Source organism: Modicisalibacter radicis (genome assembly GCF_900961225.1).
Lineage (GTDB): Bacteria > Pseudomonadota > Gammaproteobacteria > Pseudomonadales > Halomonadaceae > Modicisalibacter.
This window is the reverse complement of the sequence record NZ_CAAHFN010000065.1, coordinates 252,064-275,947: the sequence shown is the minus strand read 5'-3', so window position 1 is coordinate 275,947 and position 23,884 is coordinate 252,064. Positions and strand designations below refer to the sequence as shown.

Here is a 23,884-nt window from a genome sequence, read left to right as displayed (position 1 = left end):
TTCGCTTTATGATTACAAATTTGATTGGATTTCGGGAGCGAGTGAGCCATTTTTCTAATGCCTGAGTATGCCATGTTTAATTACTTCAAGGGTTATTTCAGTGGTGAGAATGCTCGCTAGAGAATTATTGATGGCATGTTGATGTGCTGCTTGATCTAGGTAATTACGTGCGGATTGGTTGATTGCAAAACCCTGCTTATTAGTTGCGCATTTGATCTGTATATTGTTATTTGTTGTGTAACAATATGTAGTCAGGGCGTGTGCGTTGGTCCCGTTGTTAACTTTGTGACAATTTATGGGCAGAACGCCTATGGGCGGTAGCGTGGTTGCTGGGTTAATGATTAACACGTCAATGCGATAGGCTGTATTTTGCTTCAGCAGGCTCTCAAAACTGTCCTGTGCATCATGTCGCAAGTGACTCGACTATTTTCTTTTCAATGTACCTCACGAGGTTGGAAATGAATCTGAGCGGCAAGAAGATCCTGGTCACCGGGGCCGATGGGTTTATAGGGTCACACCTCACGGAGACGCTGGTCCGGGCAGGCCACGATGTGCGGGCTCTGGTGATGTACAACTCCTTCAATAGCTGGGGTTGGCTGGATACCGCGCCGGCGGATGTTCGTGGCCAGCTGGACGTGGTCGCGGGAGATATCCGCGACCCGTACGGAGTACGCCAGGCCATGCGGGACTGCGATGTGGTTCTTCACCTTGCCGCCCTGATCGCGATTCCATACTCCTATCACTCGCCCGATACCTATGTGGATACCAATATCAAGGGGACCCTGAACGTCGTCCAGGCTGCCCGCGACCTGGGTATCGAAAGAGTGGTTCACACCTCGACCAGCGAGGTCTACGGGACAGCGCGCCAAGTGCCGATCACCGAGGATCACCCGCTATCCGGTCAGTCGCCCTATTCCGCGACAAAGATCGGCGCGGACCAGGTGGCGCTTTCCTTTCATCGCTCCTTCACCACGCCGGTGGCAGTGATCAGGCCTTTCAACACCTACGGGCCCAGGCAATCCGCGCGTGCGGTGATTCCTACCATCATTTCCCAGATCGCTTCGGGCCAGGAACAGATACACCTGGGATCTCTACACCCGACGCGGGATTTCAGCTATGTCGACGACACGGTGGCCGGGTTCATCCGGGTGGCGGAGTGCGATGACGCGATCGGAGAAGTCATTAACGTGGGGAGTGGCTTCGAGATCAGCATCGGCGACACCGTCGGTATGATTGCCGACGTCATGGGACGGGAAATCACCATAACCACGGCCGAAGAGCGTCTGCGGCCTGTGGCGAGTGAAGTCGAGCGTCTCTGGGCGAGCACCGAAAAGGCCGCCAGGCTGCTGGGGCATCGTCCTCGGTTCGAAGGGCTCGACGGGTTGCGCCGTGGGCTCGAACAGACCGTTGCCTGGTTTAGCGATACCGACAATCTGTCTCGCTACAAAACCGATATTTATAACATCTAATCAATAGCTCGGGACGCATATGGCCGACTTTTACATTGTTGGGGGAGGCGGGCATGCCCGGGTCCTGGTCTCTTGTCTGAGGTCCTTGAACCATGAAGTGCGTGGCTACATCGCTCCGCGAAGAGAGGCCGACATGCCGGTGGCGTATCTGGGCACGGATCAGGACTACCTCACCATGGACGAGGATGCGATTGGCACGGCCGCGGTAATGGGCGTGGGGAAAATCAGGGTCGACTCGTCCCGGCTGCTGCTGATGAACAGTTATCAGGCCGTTGGATTCGCTTTCCCTCCACTCTACGCCCGGGCCGCCACTGTCCATGACGACGTTGTCAGCGGCAATGGCAGCGTTGTGCTGGACGGCGCCGTTCTGGTCACCGGAAGTCGTCTGGGGCGCGCCTGCATTATCAATACACACGCGACCGTCGACCATGACTGCACCTTGGGTGACGACGTCCATGTCGCCCCCGGGGCCACCTTGTGCGGTGACGTGCATGTCGGTGATCACTGCGTGATCGGTGCCGGGGCCACATTGATCCAGTCGGTGCAGATCTGCTCCGGGGTCTTTATCGGCGCCGGCGCGACAGTGGTCGAGGATATCAACGAGCCCGGCGTCTATATCGGCACCCCGGCAAGGAGAATCGCATGAAGGAACCAGGGGCTACTTTCGTAATCGCCGAGGCGGGGGTCAATCACAACGGTTCGGTGGAACAGGCCTTGCAACTGGTCGACAAGGCTCTGGAGTGCGGGGCCGATGCCGTCAAGTTCCAGACGTTCAGTGCCGACCGACTGGTGACACGCGGGGCCGAAACGGCCCTTTATCAGCGCAAGTCGGGGGGCATCGGCGAGTCGCAGTATGACTTGCTCAAGAAACTCGAGCTCACCGAGTCCGAGTTCCGGACGCTTCACGCCTACTGTCGCGAACGCGGAATAGAATTCATTTCAAGCCCTTTCGATGAGCTCAGCGCGGACTTCCTCGATCAGCTGGGCATGCGTGTCTTCAAGGTGCCTTCCGGCGAGATCACCAACAGGCCGCTGCTCGAGAAAATCGCCGGCTACGGCAAGCCGATCATCCTGTCTACCGGCATGTGCTGGCTGGAAGAGGTGGGGGCCGCGATGCGCAGCCTGGAAGACGCCGGCGCGACCGACATCACCCTGCTGCACTGCGTGACCGAGTATCCGGCACCCTACGCGGAGATCAACCTGTCGGCGATGCATACCCTGGCGAGCGCCTTCGGGACCCGGATCGGCTATTCGGATCATACGGCGGGTGCCGAGATGTCGATAGCCGCCGTGGCCATGGGCGCCGAGGTCATCGAGAAGCACTTCACGCTGGATACCCGCCTGGACGGTCCGGACCATGCCTCCTCGTTGAACCCCCGGGACTTTCGGTCGATGGTCGAAGCGATCCGCCATGTGGAACTGGCGCGTGGCGACGGGCGAAAGCGTCCGGCCCCTTGCGAGCTGCAGAACCTGAAAGTGGTGCGAAAGAGTATCGCGGTGGGACGGGACATCGCCGCCGGGGAGGTGCTGACACGTGCCGACCTGGCCCTCAAGCGACCCGGCTCGGGACTGTCCCCCGCCTTGCTGGAAGCGGTGGTGGGGCGGCATGCCGCTCGGGCCATTCGCTGCGATGAACTGCTCGATTGGCGGGATCTGACATGATGCGTCGACGTGTATGGGTGCTGACCACGACCCGCGCGGACTATGGGCTGCTTTACTGGCTACTGCGCGAGATCGAAAGCGATCCCGACATGGAGTTGCTGCTGGCGGTAACCGGGACGCATCTTTCCACCGAATTCGGCTTTACCGTCGAGGAGATCGAGAAAGACGGCTTCGCGATCCACCGACGCATGGAGATCATGCTGGCTTCGGATAGTCGCTCGGCGGTCACCAAGGCGATGGGATTGGCGCTGCTCGCCAGCGGCGATGCCCTGGCGGAGGATCGCCCGGATCTCGTCGTGCTGCTGGGCGATCGTTTCGAGATCGTTCCCGTTGCCCTGGCCGCCGTCGTGCAGGGTATTCCTGTCGCGCACCTGCATGGTGGCGAAACCAGCCAGGGCGCCCTGGACGAGTATTTCCGTCATGCGGTGACCAAACTCGCCTCCCTGCACTTTCCGGCGACCGAGGTCTACCGGCGACGCATTCTCCAGATGGGCGAGCAGCCCGACGTGACGTTCAACTACGGTGCGCCGGGGCTGGATCACCTCCATCGCAGCGAGCTGCTGAGCCGGGGGGAGCTGGCACGGGCCCTGGGCAGGCCCCTGGTTCGGCCGACGGCGCTGGTGACCTATCACCCGGTCACCGGCGAGGCCGATGACATCGCGGGGTCGCCGGTGACGGCGCTGCTCGAGGCACTGGAAGCGTTCGACGAGCTGGATATCGTCTTCACCAAGGCCAACGCCGACAGTCAGGGGCGGGCGATCAATGCCTGTCTGGCCGAGTGGTGCGAACGACACCCGCATAGGGCGAGGCTTCACGACAGCCTGGGCCAACGCCTCTATCACAGCTGCCTGCGACATCTCGACGTCATGATCGGCAACTCCTCCAGCGGGTTGCTCGAAGCCCCCTCGTTCAGATTGCCGGTGGTCAATGTCGGCACGCGTCAGCAGGGACGTCTGGCGGCCGCCAACGTGATTACCGTCGACAACCGCCGCGAGGGGATTCGTGCGGGGATCGAGCAGGCCCTGGACGCAACGTTCCGCGACTCGTTGAGCGCCCTGAAGAACCCCTATGACCGGTTCGGGGATGGCTCGACATCGCATCGGATCAAGGAAACGCTCAAGACGATCCCTCTCGGTCACATCATGAAGAAGCGATTCGCCAGCGCGCCCTTTGTCGAGAGCGCTTGCGGTGAGGAGGCAGAATGTTCGAGAAGCTTTTGACCAGTCCCCGGCGGAAAGTGCTGGACGCGCTCTACCAACTGGAAGAAACCCGACGCAAGGTGCTTTTCGTGACCGACGAGGAGGGCCAGTTGCTGGGAACGTTGACGGATGGAGATGTACGCCGCTGGATTCTCGGCGGTGGAGACCTGGCCGGGGAGATTGGCCAGGTATGCAATACCTCGCCCTATACCGTAAGGCTCGGAGAGCATCGGGATGACATCAAGCAGGCCATGCACAGGCTGCAGATCACCGCGGCGCCGGTCATCGACGATCGGGGCTGCGTCATCGACGCGCATTTCTGGGAAACGCTGTGCGGGGACGAGGAAGTAGAGAACCACCGATACAGTCTGAAGAATCTACCCGTCATCGTCATGGCGGGGGGCAAGGGGACCCGGCTGGCGCCGTTCACGAACGTGCTGCCCAAGCCGCTGATTCCCGTCGGCGAGAAAACGGCGATCGAGATAATCCTCGATTCATTCGTCGAGTATGGGGTCGATCAGTTTTATCTTTCGGTGAATTACAAGTCGAAAATGATAAAAGCCTACTTCGACGAGCTCGAGCCCGACTATCGTGTCGATTACATCTACGAAGACAAGCCACTGGGGACGGGGGGGAGTCTCTGTGCATTGAATGGAAAAGTCTCCGGCGACATTATCGTTACCAACTGCGACGTGATCATAAAGGCGGATTATCACGCCATGGTCGAGCATCATCGCAGGGAGGAAAACGATATCACGGTGGTCGTTTCCATGCGCTCCTACGATATCCCCTACGGTATCTGCGACATCGTGGATAACGGCCAGCTCTGCGCCATGCGTGAAAAGCCCCATTACGACTTCATGGTCAATACCGGGCTTTATATCCTGAAAGCTTCGGCACTTAAGTTGATTCCAGAAGGCGAATTCTACCACTTGACGGATCTGATCGACGAAGTCAGGCGTCAAGGTGGCCGGGTCGGGGTCTATCCGATCAGCGAAAAGGCCTGGCTGGACACCGGCGAGTGGCGCCAGTACTGCGAGACCATTTCGCAAATCAAGTCGGCTTGAGTCTTCGAGCATTCAAGCCTTTTCGTCGATCCTTTCAGCGTCGGGGAAACCCATGATAGGTGACAAGAGAGTCGTGGCCATCGTGCCGGCTCGCGGTGGCAGCAAGTCGGTTCCCGGTAAGAATATCCGCGATCTCGGGGGACGCCCCCTGATCGACTGGACGTTGCGGATGGCGCTCGACTGCGACGCCATCGATCGCGTCATCGTTTCCACCGATGATCGCGACATCGCGGAGGTCGCCGAGCGTTGTGGCGCGGAAGTCATGTTGCGTCCCGCCGCGCTCGCCACCGATACGTCCCGCGTTCTCGATACGGTCATCGATGTGGCACAGCGCCTGAAGGCCGAGGGGGAGAGGGCGGTCTACGGATTGCTGCTCGAGCCGACGAGTCCGTTTCGCAAATCCGAATTCATCCACCAGTGCCTGACGCGGCTCGCGGAAGGGATGGACTCCGCGGCGACGTTCAAGCCTGCCGAGCTCAACCCCCATAGGGCCTGGAAGCTCTCCCGGGGCGAGCTCGAGACCTTCATCGAAGGCGCCATCCCCTGGCTGCCCCGCCAGGCCTTGCCGGAAGCCTACCAGCTCAGCGGCGATGTCTACGCCTTTCGTCTCGATCGCCTGCAAGCCAACGGCGAGGCGCTGCTCTTCGGTCGCATGGGGGCGGTGGTGACCGACGGACGCGGGTCGCTGGATATCGACACGCTTGAAGATTTCATGATTGCCGAATACCTGGTGAAAGGGATTGACCATGAACAGATCACTGCATGACTTGTTCGACCTGTCCGGCCGTACGGCGCTGATCAGCGGCGGTGCCGGCTACCTCGGTCTGGCCATGGGCGAAGCCCTGGCCGAACTGGGCGCCAGCGTGGTGGTGGCGAGCCGTGACGGCGATGCCTGCGTCCTGGCCGCGCAGCGGCTGCGCGAACGCTTCCCCGAAGGCGAGCATCGCGGCGTCGCGCTGGATGTCACCGACATCGACTCGGTCAGGGCGTGCGTCGACCGCATCGCCAGCGAGTGCGGCGGACTCGACATCCTGGTGAACAATGCCTGGTCGGGGCGCAAGAACAGCTGGCAGAGCATCGACGAGGAGGACTGGTATTACGACGTGGATATCAGCCTCAATGCCGTGTTCCGCATGGTCAAGAACTTCCATCCCCTGATCAAGGAGCATCGCGGCTGTATCGTCAACATCGCCTCGATGTACGGTCATGTGGCGCCCGACTATCGCCTGTACGCGGGGACCGACCATGCCAACCCACCAAGCTACGGTGCCGCCAAGGCCGGTGTGCTGCAATTTACCCGTTATCTCGCCAGCTTCCTGTCCCCCGACGCGATCCGTGTCAATGCGATAAGTCCGGGGGCGTTCCCGCACGCCGTGACCCAGGACAACGAGAGCTTCATGCAGCGCCTCAAGGACAAGGCCCCGCTGGGGCGCCTGGGCGAGCCCGAGGAACTGAAGGGCGCGGTCGCGCTGCTGGCGAGCGACGCGGGCAGCTACATGACCGGGCAGAATCTGTGCGTCGATGGCGGCTGGGCCATCTGGTGACGGGGTCGAAAGGCGTTCGATGGCTGAACTTCTCAAGGGGCAGGGCATGACGATGAACGTAGGGATCCTCGGGCACAGTCCGGGCAATGGCCACCCGTTCTCCTACTCGGCGATCATCAATGGCTACAGCGATGCCGGGCTGCGCGAGGCCGGCTGGCCGGTCATCCACGAGTACGTGCGGCGTCGGCACTTTTGCGAATTCGGCGTCGAGGGCCTGCGCGTCACCTGTGCCTGGACGCAGGATGCCGAAGTGACCGCCGCGCTGTGCCGGGCGACGCATATCGAGACCGCGGTAGCGGACCCGACGGACATGATCGGTCGCGTCGATGCCGTGATCATCGCTCGCGACGACGCCGCATCGCATCGCAGGTTGGCCGAGCCGTTCCTCGAGGCCGGCATTCCTGTGCTCATCGACAAGCCGCTGACGCTCGACAGCGACGAACTCGATTATTTCGCGCCCTTTCTCGGCTCGGGCAAGCTGATGTCCTGCTCGGGGATGCGTTACGCCACCGAGCTCGATGCCTGCAAGTCCGCGATCGCCGACTACGGGCGTCTGCGCGTGCTGCGCGGCACCGTCGTCAACGACTGGGCTCGCTACGGCATCCACATGCTGGATGCGATTTTTCCGTTGCTCGAATCCCGCCCGGTGTCCATTCGCGCCCTGGCGAGCCGTCATGAATCCCTGGCCATCAGCATGGACGATGGCACGTTGGTCTGTATCGATGCGCTGGGCGACGTGCCGCCGATCTTCCGTGTCGATATCCACGCTTCGCGGCGCCACAGCCAGCACGACATCACCGACAACTTCTCGATGTTTCGGCGGTTGCTCAGCGAATTCGCCGCAATGGTCAAATCGGGGCGTCCGAGCGAGTCCGCCGAGACGAGCCTTGTGGTGCTCAATACCCTGATTGCCGGCAATCAGGCCCTGCGAATCAACGATGAGGTGATGATCGATGGCGCTCAGTTACAAGCGGTTGTTTGATCTGGAGGGCAAGGTCGCCATCGTCACCGGCGGCCTGGGCATATTGGGTCAACACTTCTGTCGTGCCCTGGCCGAGTTCGGGGCCAACGTCGCGATCGCCGATCTGGATGGCAAGATCGCCGGTGAACTGGCCCGCCGGATCGCGGAAGAGTACCGGGTGGACTGCATCGGCCTGGATTGCGACGTGTCCAGCGAGACATCGGTCGAAGCACTGGTGGAGCGCACCGTCGCGCACTTCGGCCGGGTCGATATTCTGCACAACAATGCCGCCAGCAAGTCGGACGACCTGCAGGCGTTCTTCGCCGCGGCGGAAGATTACGCCCTCGAAGAATGGCGCAAGATCATGGCCGTCAACCTGGATGGCGTGTTCATGGTGTCGCGGGCCGTCGGGCGGCAGATGATTGCCCAGGGTGGCGGCGGCAGCATCATCCATACCGGTTCGATCTACGGCCAGCTGGGCTGCGACCCAAGCATCTACGAAGGCTCGGAGTACCTGGGCGTGGCGATCAATACGCCGCCGGTCTATGCCGCCTCGAAAGCCGGCGTGGCGGGGCTGGCGCGCTATCTGGCAACGCTATGGGCGGGCCATGGAATCCGCGTCAACACCCTGATACCCGGGGGCGTGGAAAGCGGTCAGAACGCCGAGTTCCAGCGCCGGTACGCCGCCCGCGTGCCGATGAAACGCATGGGACGCCCCGAGGAACTGGCGGGGGCGCTGATCTACCTGGCCTCTGACGCCTCGCGCTACGTGACCGGGCAGGAAGTGAACGTGGATGGCGGTCTCAGCGCCTGGTGAGCGACTACAAGGAGCAAGCACGATGACCGCTTCGCTGATGATCGTGATGTATCACTATGTGCGTCCCATCGCCGAATCGCGTTACCCGGCGATCAAGGGGCTGGAGTTCGAGCATTTCCGCGGCCAGTTGGACTTCATCGCCAAGCACTACCGGGTGGTGCGTGCCGACGAAGTGATCGCGGCGATGCGTGGCGAGGCGGAACTGCCCGAGAGGGCGGCGCTGCTGACGTTCGATGACGGTTATAGCGATCATTACGATCATGTCTTTCCCGAACTCGTCGCGCGGGGCATGCAGGGCAGCTTCTTCCCCCCCGCCTGCTCGGTGCTCGACGGTCGCGTCCTCGACGTCAACAAGATTCATTTCGTGCTTGCCAGTGGCGTCGATCCGCGGCAGCTGGTCGGCGAGATATTCGCCGTGCTGGATACGCATCGCACCAGCCATGGCCTGAAGCGGAATGCCGAGTATTACCGAACCTATTCCAGCGAAAGCCGCTATGACACGCCGGATGTGACCTTCATCAAGCGCATCCTGCAGAAGGGCCTGCCCCAGGCGTTGCGCAGCGAACTCATCGATCAGCTGTTTCGACGCTACGTCACCGCCGATGAGCGGGGCTTCGCCGAGTCGCTGTACATGAATACCCGGCAACTGCGTGAACTCCACGCGGCCGGCATGTGCCTCGGCAGCCACGGTGACCGGCATCGCTGGCTGAACACCCTGTCCCCCGTGGAGCAGCGCCAGGAGATCGAGCGCAGTCTGACCTTCCTGCAGGAGCTGGGCGTGCCCGCGCGGGATTGGGTCATGTGTTACCCCTACGGCGGCTATGACGATTCCCTGCTCGAGATCCTCAGGGACAAGCAATGTGCCATGGGGTTGAGCGTCGAAGTGGGGCTGGCCGATCTCACCCGGAACGATCCCTTGCTGCTGCCTCGTCTTGACACCAACGATGTACCGTTCAGCGCCGCGACGGGGCTGGACGCCTTCAAATGGGCCGACACCTCGCTGGTCGCTGCCCGACACAGCCTGACATGAGAAAGGGGCGCGGGAATGTACGACATGTTGAGACTGCTGGCGGATCTGACCCCGCTCAACCGGGTGATCTGCTCCAGCGATTACGACGCGACCATCGCCTATATGCGGGATGTGCTGCCGTTCCGCGAGCACCGCTATCCGGCGAGCGACGATTACAACGGCTGGGCGATCCCGCCCAAGTGGGATGTCGTGGCGGCCCGTATCGACTTCCAGGGCGAGACGATCTACGACGGCCTGCACCATCCCCTGGCGGTGATGGCCCTGTCGGCGCCGTTTTCCGGCACCGTCACGCGTGAGGAGCTGCGCCGGCACCTGCACTTCGACCATCGCTACCCCGATGCCATTCCGTTTCACTTCCGCCAGCTGTTCCGCAGCTGGGAGCGCGACTGGGGATTCTGTGTCCCGCGCCATTTTCATGACGGTCTCGAAGCGGGCGACTATCAGGTCGTCATAGAGACCCGTGAGGAACCCGGCACGCTGAAGGTGCTCGACTACACGCTGCAAGGGCGTCTGCCCGAGACGATCGTCTTTGGCGCCAACCTGGACCACCCGGGCGTGGCCAACGACGGTCTCTCGGGCGTGGCGGTCGGTGTCGCGCTCTTCGATGCCCTGCGCAAGCGTTCCAAGCCGCTCAACTTCAGTTATCGCCTGGTGCTGGCGCCGGGGATCATCGGCAGCGAATATTACCTGGGGCGCCTGCCCGACGAAGAGAGAGATCGGGTGCTGGAAGGCGTCATGCTGGAGATGCTGGGCTCGCCCACGGAGCTGGCTCTGCAGTACTCGCGCCATCGGCAGTCCAGCATCGAGATCGCGCTCGCCGATGCCCTCGAGCGCTCGGACTATCGTCACCATACCGGCGAATTCGAAAGCGCCCTGCTCAACGATGAATATATCTGGGAAGCCTACGGCATCCCGATGGCCTCGCTGTCGCGCTACCCCTATCCCGAATACCACACCGATCGGGACAATTTCGCGCTGATGGACGAGGGGTGCCTGGCAGAGGCCGTGACGGCGTTGCTGGACGCGGTTGAAACGCTCGAGGCCAGCGCCGTGATTCGCAAGCGCTTTTCCGGGAATATCTGCCTTTCCCATCCACGCTATGACCTCTACGTCGATCCGGGGCAGGTGGCCTTCGGCGATGCACCCGACGAGCAGCGCCGTCGGCTGCGGTTGCTCATGGATACCATTCCCACGCTATCCAGGCCTACCAGCATGAATCTTCTGGCCAGAAGGGTCGGGCTACCGCTGACGCTGGTCGAAGACTATCTCGCCAAGTGGCACGAGCACGATCTGATCGAGATCGTCTAGCTCGATGTAAGGCGATTGCCTTCACTCTCAATCACCGTGCTGATGGCTCATACAGGCAGGGAGGCACAAGAATGCTGACACATATCAAGAAACACCTGAATCACTCGGCCACGGGATGGAGCCCGACGGCGGGGCAGAGCCTCGGCAGTCCCATCTCGGCCGAGGCGCTCAAGAGCGAATGGCTGGATCGGCAGCGCCGTCATGTGCGCCCCTGGGAGCAGCTGTTGTTGCATCGGGGCATGCATCTCGTGCTGGGCTGGACGATCGCGGTCGTCATTCCGGCCATCCTGATATGGGGCTGGGGCTTCTGGGAAGGGGCGAGCGTCGAGCGCTGGCCGGAGGCCGGGCTGGCGTCGCTGAGTTACCTGGTTGCCGCGCTCGCCGTGCAGCGCCTTTCCCGCCTCCCGGAGGCCAGGGCCGTGGTGCTGATCGTCCCCGGTCTGATGCTTTGCTACGCCCTGGCGGTGGCAGGGCTTTTCGTTTTCCGCGTCGACTTTGACGGCCTCTTCGTGCTGACCAGCTTCGCCATGGCCTGTGCCGGCGGCTTCATGACGTTCTACCTGCTGGCGAGGGCTGAACGACCGGTGATCGCTATCGTGCCTTTTGGCCGTGCGATGACACTCTGCCAGCAACCTGGGGCGGGATGGTGTCTACTCGAGGTCCCCAGCCTGGATCGGATGCGTGTCGATGCGGTGGTCGCCGATACCCAGGCGGACTTGAGTGATGCCTGGCAGCGTTTTCTGGGGGAGTGCACGATCCATCGCATCCCCGTCTACACGCCGAGTCGGGCGCTCGAACTCCTCAGTGGCAAGGTCGCGCTTGGCCAGTTGTCCGATGAGGTTCGTCACGGCAGCCTCACGCCCCATGAGGGTTACGAGGTCGTCAAGCGCGGCCTGGATATCCTGGCGGTAGTGGCGATCATGCCCCTGGCGCTACCGCTCATGGCGGTCACCTCGCTTGCGATCCGCCTGGACAGCCCCGGGCCGGCCCTCTTCAGGCAGCCTCGCATGGGACTCTGCTGTCGGCGGTTCACGGTATACAAGTTCCGCAGCATGTACATCGATCGCACCGGACGAGGGTTCACCGAAGCGGGCGAGGACCCCCGGGTTACGCGGGTCGGCAAGGTGATTCGCAAGTATCGTCTCGACGAGCTGCCGCAACTGTTCAATGTGCTAAAAGGCGACATGAGCCTGATCGGGCCGCGTCCCGAATCGATGGAACTCACCGAGTGGTACGGCAAGGACGTTCCCTATTTTCACTATCGCCATGTCGTGCGTCCCGGTATTTCAGGCTGGGCGCAGGTCATGCAGGGATATGCCGCCGACGTCGATGGCATGATCGAGAAACTGGAATACGACTTTTACTACATCAAGCATGTTTCCTTGTGGCTCGATTTATTGATTGTCCTGCGCACGATCAAGACGCTATTGACGGGTTCTGGCTCGCGCTAGCCGCCAGGCACTCGGCACGCCTGCGATTCTTAGCGATAACTACCGGGGATCCTGGTTTCTTCAAGAGAAGGGCCCCTTCAGTCTTCACCTAGGTTGTCACTGCCATGATTAAAAGCCTCGCTGAGCTTTATTCGCTGATGACGGACGAGCAGCGCAAGAAACTCCTGAAGTTGCAGATTCTCGTTACTCTCATGGCGTTTGCCGAGATCGCCGGCGTGATTTCGATCGGCCCTTTCATGGCGCTGGTCGGCGACATGAGCCAGTTGCAGGGCGAGGGGCTGATAGCCGACATCTACCGCTTTTCCGGCGCCGGCTCGCCGACGAGCTTCCTGCTTTGGGTGGGCGTCGGCGTATTGCTGATGCTGACTTTCGCGGCGCTTATATCGATGATCACCATATGGCGGTTGTCACTTTACGGGGCGCGTGTGGGGGTGGAGTTGGGCAATCGCCTCTTCAAGCATTACATGTACCAACCCTGGACCTTTCACGCCGCCGGGAATACCAGTCAGCTGACCAACAAGATCACCCAGGAGTGCCAGCGAATCACCTTGAGCGTCATCAACCCCTTGATGCTGATGAACGCCAAGCTGGTGATGGCGATCTTCATGCTCGTGGCGATATTCGTCTACAACCCGCTGGTGGCGATCGTCGGGCTGGTGGTTTTCATCGTGGCATACCTGCTGCTCTACACGACGGTGCGCCGCCGGCTGATCGCCAACGGCACGGCGATCTCGGAAGCCCAGACCCAGCGCTACAAGCTGATCGTGGAGGGGTTCGGCGGTATCAAGGATGCGCTGGTGCTTGGGCGGCAGCGGATGTTCACCCGGCGCTTTTCCGAGGCCAGCGGCTACTTCGCCGACGCCCAGGGCGTCAATCAGGCGCTCAGCCAGGCTCCACGCTATGCCATGGAGCTGGTCGCGTTCGGCAGCGTCATCTTCCTGGTGCTCTACCTGCTGGCCACCTACGAGGGCAACCTGGGCAGCATCCTGCCGGTGCTGTCCGTGTATGCCCTGGCCGGGTTCAAATTGTTGCCGGCCTTTCAGCAGGTGTATTCCAGCGTATCGCAGATTCGCGGTGCACTGGCTGCATTCGACACGTTGCGCGACGACCTGCGGGCGAGCGTGGCAGGGACCAATGAAGACAATGACGAATCGAGCGATGACGCGGGACGCTGGATTCCACAGCACGCCATAACGATGCAGGGTATCGTCTTTACCTACCCCGGCAAGCAGGAACCGGCCCTGAACGGGCTGACCCTGGAGATCCCCGCCAATCGCGTGATCGGGCTGGTCGGCGCTTCCGGTTCCGGCAAGTCGACCACGATCGACATGCTGCTGGGCTTGATCAGGCCCAGCACGGGCAGGCTGCTGATCGACGGTCAGCCGCTCGGCCAAGGCGACATGCGCGCCTGGCAAAATACCCTGGGTTTCGTACCACAGCACATCTTCCTGACCGACTCGACGATCCGCGAAAATATTGCCTTCGGCCTGCCGCCCGAAGCCATCGACGACGTTCAGGTGCGTCGGGCGGCCAGCATGGCCCATCTGGATGGTCTGCTGGGCGAACTTCCCGAGGGGGTCTATACCCGGGTGGGGGAGCGCGGCGTGCAGCTTTCCGGCGGTCAGCGCCAGCGTATCGGCATCGCCCGGGCGCTTTACAGCAATGCCGAAGTGCTGGTCCTGGACGAGGCCACCAGTGCACTGGATGGCATCACCGAGAAACTGGTGATGGATGCGGTGCACGATTTTTCGGGCAAGAAAACCACCATCATCATCGCTCACCGGCTGGCCACGGTCAGGCAATGCGATTGCATCTACCTGATCGATCACGGTCGTGTCGTCGATGCCGGTCGCTACGAAGAACTCCTGCAGCGCAACGACATCTTCAAGCGAATGGCTGCCCATGCGTGACGAGCCACAGGGCGGCGGTGCCGCGCCGAAGAGGGCACTCGGCGCGCAGCTTCCCGGGGTTGCCGCCAGGCCCTCGGTACCCGCCCGGCAGGAGGCCGGGAGGGTGTGGTCGGCAGTCAATACCTTCCTGGTCGGTGGTTTCATCGCCTTGCTGATCGTCTGGCACTGGGGGTTTGCCGTGCTGCCGCTGGCCGCTGCCCTGACGGCATCGGTGGGATTTCTGGCGACGCTCGGCCGTTGCCAGGCCCGGCTGGACCGCGAGGATCTCCTGGTGCTGTTGGCCTTGCTGGCCTTTGCCGGCGTCTGGCTCGCGGATGTGCTGCGCAGCGGCGCCTGGCCTCAGCCACAAGGCGGCGACGGGCGATGGTTGCCGCTATGGCCGCTGTTGGCGGCGGGGCTGCTGGTCTGGCTGCGTGGCTACCCGCCGAGCCATCGTGGCTGGTTGATCGGTCTGCTCGCTGCCACCCTGGGCGCCGGCCTGATTGCCGGCTACGAACGCGGCTGGGTCGGTCTGGAGCGTGCCGATAACTCGATGAATGCCATTCCCTTCGGCAACCTGGCGCTGCTGCTCAGCGCTCTGTCGCTGATTGCCATGCTCGGTCGGCTGGGCAGCAGCCGGCGACGGGCGCGATGGCTGACCGCATTGCTTGGCGTCGCGGCCTGCGCGGGGCTCGTCGCGTCGTTGCTGTCCGGCACCCGGGGCGGCTGGATCGCCTTGCCGCTGCTGGCCTGGCTGGTCTGTCGCAGCTTCAGGCCGCTCTTGCCCGCGCGCTATTTATGGGTCGCCTTCGGGGGGCTGGGCATGCTGATGAGCGTGGCGGTGAGTCTGCCGCAGACCGGCGTCGCCACGCGGCTGACCCTGGCCGTGGACGACGTTCAGCGCTATTTCCTGGCGGGCGAGACCTCGACTCCGCTGGGACTGCGTCTGGAGATGTGGCGTGGTGGTCTCGAACTGTTCAGTGAAAGGCCCATCGCGGGATGGGGCGAGGCCGGTCTCGAAGCGGCCCGTGACGCGCGTGTCGCCAGTGGCGACCTGGGGCGTGGGGTGAGCGATTACGACCAGTTGCACAGCGATTTCATCGATACGGCGGCTCGGCGCGGCATGCTGGGCGTGACCAGTCTGGTGGGCCTGTACGGCGTGCCCCTGCTGCTGTTCTCGCGCCACCTGCGATCCGCCCGGCGGGCCTGGCGGCGCACCCTGGCGTTATCGGGGGTCGTGATCGTCGCGGCCTTCATCGATTTCGGCCTGAGTCAGTCGTTGCTACGTGACCCGCGGGGGCTGGCCGGCTACCTCGGGCTATGCACGATCTGCTGGTCATTGTTGAAAGCGCAGCCTGCACCGCCTGTTGCCGACACCCGCGGCGTCGATACGGACGTTCCAATGTCGGTGCGTGGCGTCTCGGCTTCATAGTCTCGGTACATGGGTCGGTTCGGAGAAGTGCATGGATTCCTCACGCAGAACGCTCGTGTTCAGGACATTGGGGGCCGGGGCGGCGCTGATCGCCGCCGAACCGCTCTTGCCGCGTGAGGCCAAGGCCTACACGACGGGAAGCGGGAGAGGCGACAAGGGTCCCGGGGGGCTACCGGCCGGCGCGGCGGCGGATATTGACCTTTCACCGGCGAGTGTCACGACCTCACTGGGCCAGCAAACCCTCGCCGAGGCCCTGGGCGAGCGGCTTATCGATATCGCCAGCATCGAGCGGATGTGTTCGCTCGCGCCCCGGTGGCTTGAGAACGGCCAGGCAGTGGTCGTTAAAGGCTTTCACGACGGCTCGAGAGTCGGCGGAGGGATCTTCCACTGGGATGCCGACAGTCACCAGACTGACGACGGTGGAACGTGCTTCGCCCCCCGCTCGGCGTCGCGGGGGCGCTGGGTCAGGCGCCTGGCGGGCCCCCCGCAGGCCGACTGGTTCGGGGCGCGCTACGATGGCCGCGACGACACGGCTGCCATCGAGGCCTGTCTGGCGGCTTTCGGTGCCTGTCACCTGCCCGCGGGGCGCATCGCCGTTTCGGGGCTGGATATCGAGGGCCGGCAATTGATCGGTGCCGGCGCCGGCGCCACGACTCTGACCGGCGAGGGCGATCTGCTGGTCAACTGCGGCAATGGCAGTCTGGTCAAGGACCTGAGCATCGAGAATGCACCGGGGGCGCTCGGCAGGCTGGTTACCGCCAAGAGTCCCGGCGCCATCGCCAAGGCGTTCTTCGAGCGCGTCTTCTTCGGGCGGGCCAATTATCATATCTTCAGCGACGCCGAGTGGCTGGTGCACTGGAGCCTCAAGGATTGCTGGTTCAATGCCGCCGCGATCGTCTCCCGTCAGTTTCGCGGCGTCTCCGTGCATTGCGAAGATCATTGTTATACCTGGTACTGCCGCCGCGGCTTCTACGCGCAATACGGCTACGACGTGTCGTTTCCGCAAAGCGTGTTCGAGTACAACCAAGGCATTGCTGTCGAGTTCGACGTGTCCGACCCCGATGTGGTCTTCCTGCTCGGCGTCAACTTCACCAATGCCTATTTCGAGGCCAACTGTCAGGACGAGCCCGGCCCCGACATTCGCATCGCCACTGGCACGGACGCGTCCTACGCGCGCAATATCTACGTGGTCAACACCATCCATCAACTGCCCACGCAGGACACGACGGTCGAATTCAGTGCGCCTCGGGGCGTCATTTCCCCGGTCACGGTAGGCGGCGGTTGGCGGATGGCCTACACGGCGAAAGGCAACGTCAGCGTCATCGACGCGACTACCGGACCAGGCAGTCGCGTCGGCAATGCCAACACCACGCTGGTCAACAAGTGGCGCAGCCAGGGGGCGCTGGCGGGGTCGGGCTACATTCACAAGACCATGACATTGGAAGCCGGTCGCTCCCATCGAGTCACCGTTACCACGGCGCCGAGTAGCGGCGGGCGGCATTACGCGATTCAGGAGTTCGTGGTCTCCCGGGACCCCGGCGGTGGCTACCATGTGGTCAATACCGCCGAAAAGCGCAATGCCCGCATCGGTTGCGCCGTCGAGGCCAACGGCGACCAGGGGTATACGATTCGCAACATGGACGGCATGCAGCGCAATTTCGCCCCCGTCCTCGTGATCGAGGATATCTGAGCGTCATCGGTGACGTGTGGCGTATCCCAGTGGGACAGTTCATCGGGACAGTGGCTATATTCTTGCTAAAGGGGAGGGCGCATCGTGCTGCGATGTCCTGACTGTAAGAGTTACGGGATCTATCCGATCAAGCGCCGTTGGTGGCAGCGCTTCTTGAAGGTGCCTCACCGCTACCATTGTCAGGATTGCGGGCGGGACTATCGGCATGGCGATGTGCTGAACACCCGGTCGCGGGATGCACTCGAGGTTGCGGAGCCCGAAGAGGTGCCCTGAGCGCGGGGATACAGGATGTCGGTATCAACAAAACGGCGGACACCGAGAGGTGTCCGCCGTTTTCATTGGTGCGCCGGGTGTCGATCAATCCGCCGGGCGCGCCACCAGCGAGCGTGTCTCCTCGCGGGCCTCGGTCAGCACTACCCGGAGCGTATCGCCCAGCTTGTAGCGCTCCTGATCCTCGATGCGAATGCGGCCTTCCTTGTCGTCGACCGCCACCTTGTTGCGCTCGCTGTGCATCAGCGGCGCCGGTACGAAGGCGGTGGCGCCGTTGGCGGTCAGGCGTACCCGCATGCCGCCGCGGTTGATGTTGATGATTTCCGCGTCGAAGGTGCGCTGCTCCCTGGCGGCCGGCGTCAGATAGCGCACGTAGAGCCAGTCCTTGACGTCGCGCTCGGCCATGCGGTTCAGCTTGCGGCGCTCGGTGAGCTGCTCGGTCAGCGCTTCGCTGGCCTCGGCCGGGGCCTGCTCGCCCTTGAGTACGCCCTTGATCAACCGATGGTTGACCATGTCGCCGTACTTGCGGATCGGCGAGGTCCAGGTGGCATAGGCGGCAAGCCCCAGGCCGAAATGCGGGCCGGGCCGGGCCGACATGCTGGTGAAGCCCTGGAAACGCCGCAGACGGGCGTCGAGCCAGGCATCGTCGCGGCTTTCCAGCGCGCGCTTGAGCTCGCGGTAACGGGTAAGCTCGGTGAGCGCCTCGCGTTCGACCTCGATCTGCTGGTCGGCGAGGAACTCGAGCGCGGCATCGGCCTTTTCGGGCTCGAAGGCGCGGTGCACGTTGAAGATGCCGTGGCCCACCTTGGCGGCGAGCAGATCCGCGCAGCAGGCATTGGCGGCGATCATCGACTCCTCGATCATGCGATTGGCGATGCGCCGGCCCTCGATGCGAACGTCGAGTACATTGCCGGCGTCGTCCAGGTCGAAGACGTAATCGGGGCGGTCCTTGAACACCAAGGCATGTTCGGTGCGCCAGGCACTGCGCGCTTCGGTCAGCGCCTCGAGTGCCTTGAGCTGCTCGCCGATACCGGCATCCGGCGTCCAGTCTCCCTGGCCCTCGAGCCAGTCGGAGACGTTGTCGTAGACCAGCCGCGCGTGCGAGCGCACGTTGGCGGCGAAGAACCGGTAGTCGCCGAGGCTGCCGTCGGCATTGACGTCAAGCGTGCAGGCCAGTGCAGGGCGCGTTTCGCCCTCCTTCAGCGAGCACAGGTCGTCGGCCAGCACCTCGGGCAGCATGGTCACGTTCTGTCCCGGCAGATAGACGGTGAAGGCGCGGATCTGGGCTTCGCGGTCGGCGGCGTGGTTCTCGGCGACATAGGCGGTGGGGTCGGCGATGGCCACCCACAGCCGCCAGCCGCCCTCTGCGCGCGTCTCGACGTGCAACGCATCGTCCATGTCGCGGGTCTTCGCGCCATCGATGGTGAAGAACGCCCGCGCGGTGAGATCCTCGCGCTCGAGCCCTTCGTCGGCCAGCGGCCATTCTTCGCCGGCTTCCGGCGAGGCCTGCTCGAGGGCATGGCGAGCCAGCGTCACCCGCCAGGGCACCGCCGGATTGTCGTGCTTGGCGATCAGTTCGTCGATCTGGCTGAAGAAGGCGCGATCGTCGGGCTTGAGCGGATGACGCACCAGCCGCGCCACGACCCAGTCGCCGTCGTCGATGCTGTCCTCGTCGAGGCTGCGCTTGATACGCGCCTTGAGCACATTGTTGATCGACGGATGATCGGGAACCACCGCGAGTCGCCCGTCGCGCTTCTGCACGCGGGCAATGAAGCGATCCAGTCCGGCCTCGACCAGGCGTTCCGGCTCCACAGACTTCTTGTCGCCGTCCTCCTTGAGGGTCGCCTCGACGCGGTCGCCATGGATTACCTGCTTCATGGCGGGCGGTGGCACGAAGTAGGACTCGCCGTCGTCGGTCTCGAGGAAGCCGAAACCGCGCTCGGTGGCCTTGATGACACCCTCGACGCGCGGGGTGGTGTCACGAATCTGTTGCTTGAGCTGCGAAAGCAGCGCGTTGTTCTGCAGCATGGGGGAGTCGGTACGGTTGGCGGGAACGAGCAGCCACTATACGGATTCGGGCCGCCGCCGCCAATCGCCGCGCGGCCCCCAACGTTCAGGCCAGCGCCACATCGAGCGTGCGCTCGCCGTCCAGCAGGACATACTCGCGCCGGGCGAGGTCGCGGCGCCGGGCGAGATGCAGCAGGGCATGGGCGACGTTGGCCCGCGAGACGCGGTTGTCGCCGGCCTCGTCGAGCGAGGTCGCCACGCGCCGGGTGGCCGGCTCGTCGGTCAGGCGTCCGGGCTTGAGGATGACGTGGGGAACCCGGGCGGCGCGCAGATGGGCATCGGCGGCGTGCTTGGCGGCCATGTAGGGCCGCAGTTTGTCCGGCGCCTCGAGCGGTTTCTCGGCACGCAGCGCGCTGACCATGATGAAACGTCCGACTCCCAGCGAGGCGGCAAGATCGATCGCGCGCAGCGCGCCATGCAGATCGATCATCAGCGTCTTGTCGGGACCGGTATGCGGCCCCGAACCGGCGGCGAACACCACCTGGTCGCAGCCATAGAACGCCTTGCCGAAGTCGCCCTCGAGATTGCCGAGCACCGTCTCGATGCCGCGTTCCTGAAACCAGGCTTGCTGGGATGTGTCGCGAATCATCGCGCGAATCGGCACGCCGGCCTGGTGGGCGAGTTCGCAGAATTGACGACCGATCTGGCCGTTGGCGCCGATTACCAGCGTCTTCATTGGACTCTCCTCGGTGATGTCGTTTTCGTGGGTTGTCGTTGCCGATTATCGTGGCATGCGGTTCGCGGCGCCAGTAATCAAGCCCGCAGGACGGTTTCGCCTAGCCTCGCGTTTCCACCTTCCTCCTTCCGCTTTCTCCTCCCAGCTCTATAGAACCAATACAAGACCAATTGGTATTTGACTGGTATTTGACAGGATCTATAGTGGTTATACGCTGAGAACAACGAACCCTGACTGAGAGGTGTCGCTCATGGACCCCCGTTTTGCGCGAATCACCCTCGATCCCGACCTGGCCACGCCGCTCTATCACCAGCTGGCGCGACAACTGGGGGGCGCCATCGAGGCGGGGGCCTGGCAGGCCGGCGAGGCGCTGCCCTCGGAGCGAACGCTCGCCGAGACGCTGGAAGTGTCACGCATTACCGCGCGCAAGGCGCTCGAACGGCTTGCCGAGCAGGGCCTGATTCGGCGTACCCACGGGTCGGGCACCTTCATCGCGCCGCGTTTCAATCAACCGCTGACGCGTCTGACGAGCTTTTCCGAACTGCTCGCCCAGCGCGGCTTCACGCCCCGTTCGCGCTGGTTGTCGCGACGTCTCGAGGCACCGAGCACCGAGGAGGCGTTGCGCCTGGGGCTGCGTGGAGATGCCCGCGTCGCACGACTCAAGCGCCTGCGCCTGGCCGACGACGTGGTGATGGCGGTGGAGGAGAGTTGCCTGCCCGAAACGGTGCTGCCCGCGCCGGAGGATGTCGGGCAGTCGCTCTACGCGACCCTGGAGACGCGGGGCAAGGCGGTCGAGCGCGCCTTGCAGCACCTGACCGCCGTCAACGCCGACGCCGAACTCGCCGCGCTGGCCGAAGTACCCGAGGGGCAGGCGCTGCTCAAGGTCACCCGCCTGGGCTATCTCGCCGACGGCAGCCCGGCGGAACTCACCATCACCTACTGCCGTACCGACTACTACGACTTCATGGTCGAGCTTCACCGGGCTCGATAGAAAGCCGAGCTTCACCGGGCCCTAACGCGCATTCTCGGGCGCGATTGAAAGCCGCGCGGCTTCGGGCGCGATAAACGGGAAGCCGGGTTTTACCGGGCGACAGCGACGCCGCGCACCGGGCGGGGCGTTTTCATCGAATCGAGATTGCAAGGGCAAGCCAATGCGTTACGGCAATATCCTGACCCCCGAGGGCTGGCGCCTCGGCGAGATTCACTGGCACGAGGGCCGTGTCGTGGGCATCCACGGCGAGCCGGCGGACCCGGCCGACAACGACGCGCCCTACGTGCTGCCCGGCTTCGTCGACCTGCACGTGCATGGCGGGGGCGGCGCCGACACCATGGAGGGGGGCGAGGCGGTGGCCATGCTGGCGCGTACCCACGCGCGCTTCGGCACTACCAGCCTGCTGGCCACCACCATGACCGCCACCGAGGCCGAAGTGCGCCGGGTGCTCGGCGAGATCGGCGCCCTGATGGAAATGCCCCCCGGCGACGGCGCGCGGATTCTCGGCGTGCACCTCGAGGGGCCCTACATCAACCCCGGCAAGCTCGGCGCCCAGCCGCCCCATGCCCGGTCCGGCGATATCGCCGAGGTAGACGCGCTGTGTGCCCTGGCGCCGGTACGGCTGGTGACCCTGGCGCCGGAGCTGTCCGGGCATTATGCGTTGATCCGGCACCTGAGCGGGCGCGGCGTGCGCGTCCAGCTCGGCCACACCCTGGGCACCTACGAGCAGGGCGTGGCGGCGATGGAACACGGCGCCTGCGGCTTCACCCATCTCTACAACGCCATGACCGGCCTGCATCACCGTCACCCCGGGATGGTCGGCGCGGCACTGGCGCATGCCGATTTCGCCGAGTTGATCCCCGATCTGCTGCATGTCCATCCGGGGGCGATCCGCGTCGCGCTGCGCAGCATTCCGCGGCTCTACGCGGTCACCGACTCGACCGCCGCCGCCGGCATGCCGGATGGCGACTATCGACTCGGCGAGCAGGCGGTGACCAAGTGCCTGGGCGGGGTGCGCCTCGCCGACGGCACGCTTGCCGGCAGCACCCTGACCATGGACCAGGCGCTGCGCAACCTGGTCGCTATCGGCCTGTCGCTGACCGAGGCCAGCGCATGCGTGTCGCGCCATCCCGCCGACTTTCTCGGTCTGCATGACCGTGGACGACTGGCCGAAGGCTGTCATGCCGATCTTGTGGTGCTCGACCGCGAGCTGGCCGTCGAGGCCGTCTATGTAGAGGGCCACGGTGTCGTCGAGGGCCACCGTGTCGCCGCTGGCGGCGACGACCATGAAGCTTCTTCAGCAACCCTCTCCGGAGACGACTCATGAGCTCGATGATGCTCAGCGAAGCGTGCGATGCCCCCGAGCGCATCGCCGATCAGTTGACCCGCAACGCCGAGCCGCTGGCCGAACTCGGCGCGTGGCTACGCCAACGCGATCCGCACGGCGTGGTCACCGTGGCGCGCGGCAGTTCCGACCACGCGGCCAGCTACTTCGCCTACCTGTGCATGCAAAGCCGGGGCACGCCGGTGGCTTCGCTGCCGCCGTCGCTGACCACCCTGGCGCGGGCGCCATGGAAGCTCGATGGCCAGCTGGCGCTGGCGATCTCGCAGTCCGGCCAGAGTCCCGACCTGATCGAGACCCAGCGCTCGCTGGCCGTCGGCGGGGCGCGGACGCTGGCGCTGGTCAACACGCCGCGGTCGCCATTGGGTGCGGTCAGCGATCGCGAGATCGCGCTGCATGCCGGCGAGGAGCGCAGCGTCGCCGCGACCAAGAGCTACCTGGCCACGCTGTCGGCCTGCGCCCAGCTGCTCGGCTACTGGAATCGGGATCGCGAACTGCTCGACGCCCTCGAGGCGCTGCCCGAGCGATTGCGCAAGTCGGCCGGATTGGACTGGTCGCCGGCCATCGAGGCGCTGCGCGACGCCGACCGGCTGATGGTGGTGGGGCGCGGCGCCGGGCTGGCGGTCGTCCAGGAGGCGGCGCTCAAGTTCAAGGAGACCTGCGCCATCCAGGCCGAGCCCTTCAGTGGCGCCGAGGTCAAGCACGGCCCGATGGCGTTGATCGGCCCGGGCTACCCGGTGCTGGTGTTCGCCCCTGCGGGGCCCGAACAGGCCGGTCTGCTCGAACTCGCCGAATGGTTGAGAAGCGTCGGCGCGCGGGTGCTGCTGGCCGCCGACGAGGGCATTGCCCAGCGCGAGCTGACCCTCGCCGATGCCGGCCATGCGGCGCTGCAGCCGCTTGCGGTAATCCAGAGCTTCTATGTCATGGCCGCCGGCCTGGCCGAAGCGCGTGGCAACGACCCCGATCAGCCACGCCACCTGAAGAAGGTGACCCGTACCCGCTGAGCGCTTTCCGATTCC

At 63.8% G+C, this 23,884-nt stretch carries 20 protein-coding genes; 18 read left to right on the top strand and 2 right to left on the bottom strand.

Annotation, left to right across the window (positions count from 1 at the left end):
- The first annotated feature begins 458 nt into the window (after positions 1 to 458).
- The 15 genes from HR9077_RS11925 (at position 459) to HR9077_RS11855 (ending at position 17,519) form a co-directional block, all read left to right on the top strand.
- Positions 459 to 1,469 carry an NAD-dependent 4,6-dehydratase LegB gene (locus HR9077_RS11925; RefSeq protein WP_136067208.1) on the top strand — a complete coding sequence of 337 codons (1,011 nt, stop codon included), beginning with the start codon at positions 459 to 461 and terminating at the stop codon, positions 1,467 to 1,469.
- Between the two features lie 19 nt (positions 1,470 to 1,488).
- Positions 1,489 to 2,115 (top strand): NeuD/PglB/VioB family sugar acetyltransferase, encoded by a 627-nt coding sequence (locus tag HR9077_RS11920; RefSeq protein WP_136067207.1) that lies wholly within the window; start codon positions 1,489 to 1,491, stop codon positions 2,113 to 2,115.
- Entirely contained in the window at positions 2,112 to 3,131 is a 1,020-nt protein-coding gene (gene neuB / locus HR9077_RS11915; protein ID WP_136067206.1) for an N-acetylneuraminate synthase, read from the top strand. The genes HR9077_RS11920 and neuB overlap by 4 nt, the downstream gene beginning before the upstream one ends.
- A complete protein-coding gene (gene neuC, locus HR9077_RS11910; protein ID WP_210725914.1) occupies positions 3,128 to 4,351 on the top strand; it encodes a UDP-N-acetylglucosamine 2-epimerase in 1,224 nt (407 codons plus the stop codon). The genes neuB and neuC overlap by 4 nt, the downstream gene beginning before the upstream one ends.
- Positions 4,333 to 5,397, top strand: coding sequence for a nucleotidyltransferase family protein (locus HR9077_RS11905; protein WP_136067205.1), 1,065 nt, complete (start codon positions 4,333 to 4,335; stop codon positions 5,395 to 5,397). The genes neuC and HR9077_RS11905 overlap by 19 nt, the downstream gene beginning before the upstream one ends.
- 73 nt (positions 5,398 to 5,470) lie before the next feature.
- Positions 5,471 to 6,163, top strand: coding sequence for an acylneuraminate cytidylyltransferase family protein (locus HR9077_RS11900; protein ID WP_210725913.1), 693 nt, complete (start codon positions 5,471 to 5,473; stop codon positions 6,161 to 6,163).
- Positions 6,144 to 6,941 (top strand): SDR family NAD(P)-dependent oxidoreductase, encoded by a 798-nt coding sequence (locus HR9077_RS11895; RefSeq protein WP_136067203.1) that lies wholly within the window; start codon positions 6,144 to 6,146, stop codon positions 6,939 to 6,941. Before HR9077_RS11900 ends, HR9077_RS11895 begins: the two co-directional genes overlap by 20 nt.
- Before the next feature lie 46 nt (positions 6,942 to 6,987).
- Entirely contained in the window at positions 6,988 to 7,923 is a 936-nt protein-coding gene (locus tag HR9077_RS11890) for a Gfo/Idh/MocA family protein (RefSeq protein WP_168380937.1), read from the top strand.
- Positions 7,895 to 8,719, top strand: coding sequence for an SDR family oxidoreductase (locus tag HR9077_RS11885; protein ID WP_136067201.1), 825 nt, complete (start codon positions 7,895 to 7,897; stop codon positions 8,717 to 8,719). The genes HR9077_RS11890 and HR9077_RS11885 overlap by 29 nt, the downstream gene beginning before the upstream one ends.
- Before the next feature lie 22 nt (positions 8,720 to 8,741).
- Positions 8,742 to 9,749, top strand: a complete 1,008-nt coding sequence (locus HR9077_RS11880; RefSeq protein WP_168380936.1) for a polysaccharide deacetylase family protein — start codon at positions 8,742 to 8,744, stop codon at positions 9,747 to 9,749.
- A 24-nt stretch (positions 9,750 to 9,773) separates the two neighbouring features.
- Positions 9,774 to 11,057: a DUF4910 domain-containing protein gene (locus tag HR9077_RS11875; RefSeq protein ID WP_168380935.1), complete on the top strand. Its 1,284-nt coding sequence runs from the start codon at positions 9,774 to 9,776 to the stop codon at positions 11,055 to 11,057.
- Between the two features lie 71 nt (positions 11,058 to 11,128).
- Entirely contained in the window at positions 11,129 to 12,508 is a 1,380-nt protein-coding gene (locus HR9077_RS11870) for an exopolysaccharide biosynthesis polyprenyl glycosylphosphotransferase (RefSeq protein ID WP_244613168.1), read from the top strand.
- Positions 12,509 to 12,612: 104 nt separating this feature from the next.
- Entirely contained in the window at positions 12,613 to 14,418 is a 1,806-nt protein-coding gene (locus HR9077_RS11865) for an ABC transporter ATP-binding protein (protein WP_136067198.1), read from the top strand.
- Positions 14,411 to 15,829: an O-antigen ligase family protein gene (locus tag HR9077_RS11860; protein ID WP_136067197.1), complete on the top strand. Its 1,419-nt coding sequence runs from the start codon at positions 14,411 to 14,413 to the stop codon at positions 15,827 to 15,829. Before HR9077_RS11865 ends, HR9077_RS11860 begins: the two co-directional genes overlap by 8 nt.
- 31 nt (positions 15,830 to 15,860) lie before the next feature.
- Positions 15,861 to 17,519 carry a hypothetical protein gene (locus tag HR9077_RS11855; RefSeq protein WP_136067196.1) on the top strand — a complete coding sequence of 553 codons (1,659 nt, stop codon included), beginning with the start codon at positions 15,861 to 15,863 and terminating at the stop codon, positions 17,517 to 17,519.
- Positions 17,520 to 17,876: 357 nt separating this feature from the next.
- Here the strand turns inward: HR9077_RS11855 and HR9077_RS11850 are convergent, their stop codons facing one another.
- Together HR9077_RS11850 and HR9077_RS11845 are read right to left on the bottom strand one after the other, a co-directional pair.
- Positions 17,877 to 19,817: an exoribonuclease II gene (locus tag HR9077_RS11850; protein WP_136067195.1), complete on the bottom strand. Its 1,941-nt coding sequence runs from the start codon at positions 19,815 to 19,817 to the stop codon at positions 17,877 to 17,879.
- A gap of 85 nt (positions 19,818 to 19,902) precedes the next feature.
- Positions 19,903 to 20,532, bottom strand: a complete 630-nt coding sequence (locus HR9077_RS11845; protein WP_136067194.1) for an SDR family oxidoreductase — start codon at positions 20,530 to 20,532, stop codon at positions 19,903 to 19,905.
- Between the two features lie 250 nt (positions 20,533 to 20,782).
- Between HR9077_RS11845 and HR9077_RS11840 the strand changes: the two genes are divergently transcribed.
- The 3 genes from HR9077_RS11840 (at position 20,783) to HR9077_RS11830 (ending at position 23,869) form a co-directional block, all read left to right on the top strand.
- Positions 20,783 to 21,523, top strand: a complete 741-nt coding sequence (locus tag HR9077_RS11840) for a GntR family transcriptional regulator (protein WP_136067193.1) — start codon at positions 20,783 to 20,785, stop codon at positions 21,521 to 21,523.
- Positions 21,524 to 21,683: 160 nt separating this feature from the next.
- Complete coding sequence (gene nagA, locus HR9077_RS11835; RefSeq protein WP_136067192.1) at positions 21,684 to 22,850, top strand: N-acetylglucosamine-6-phosphate deacetylase; 1,167 nt, start codon at positions 21,684 to 21,686, stop codon at positions 22,848 to 22,850.
- Entirely contained in the window at positions 22,847 to 23,869 is a 1,023-nt protein-coding gene (locus HR9077_RS11830) for an SIS domain-containing protein (RefSeq protein WP_136067191.1), read from the top strand. Before nagA ends, HR9077_RS11830 begins: the two co-directional genes overlap by 4 nt.
- Positions 23,870 to 23,884 lie beyond the last annotated feature (15 nt).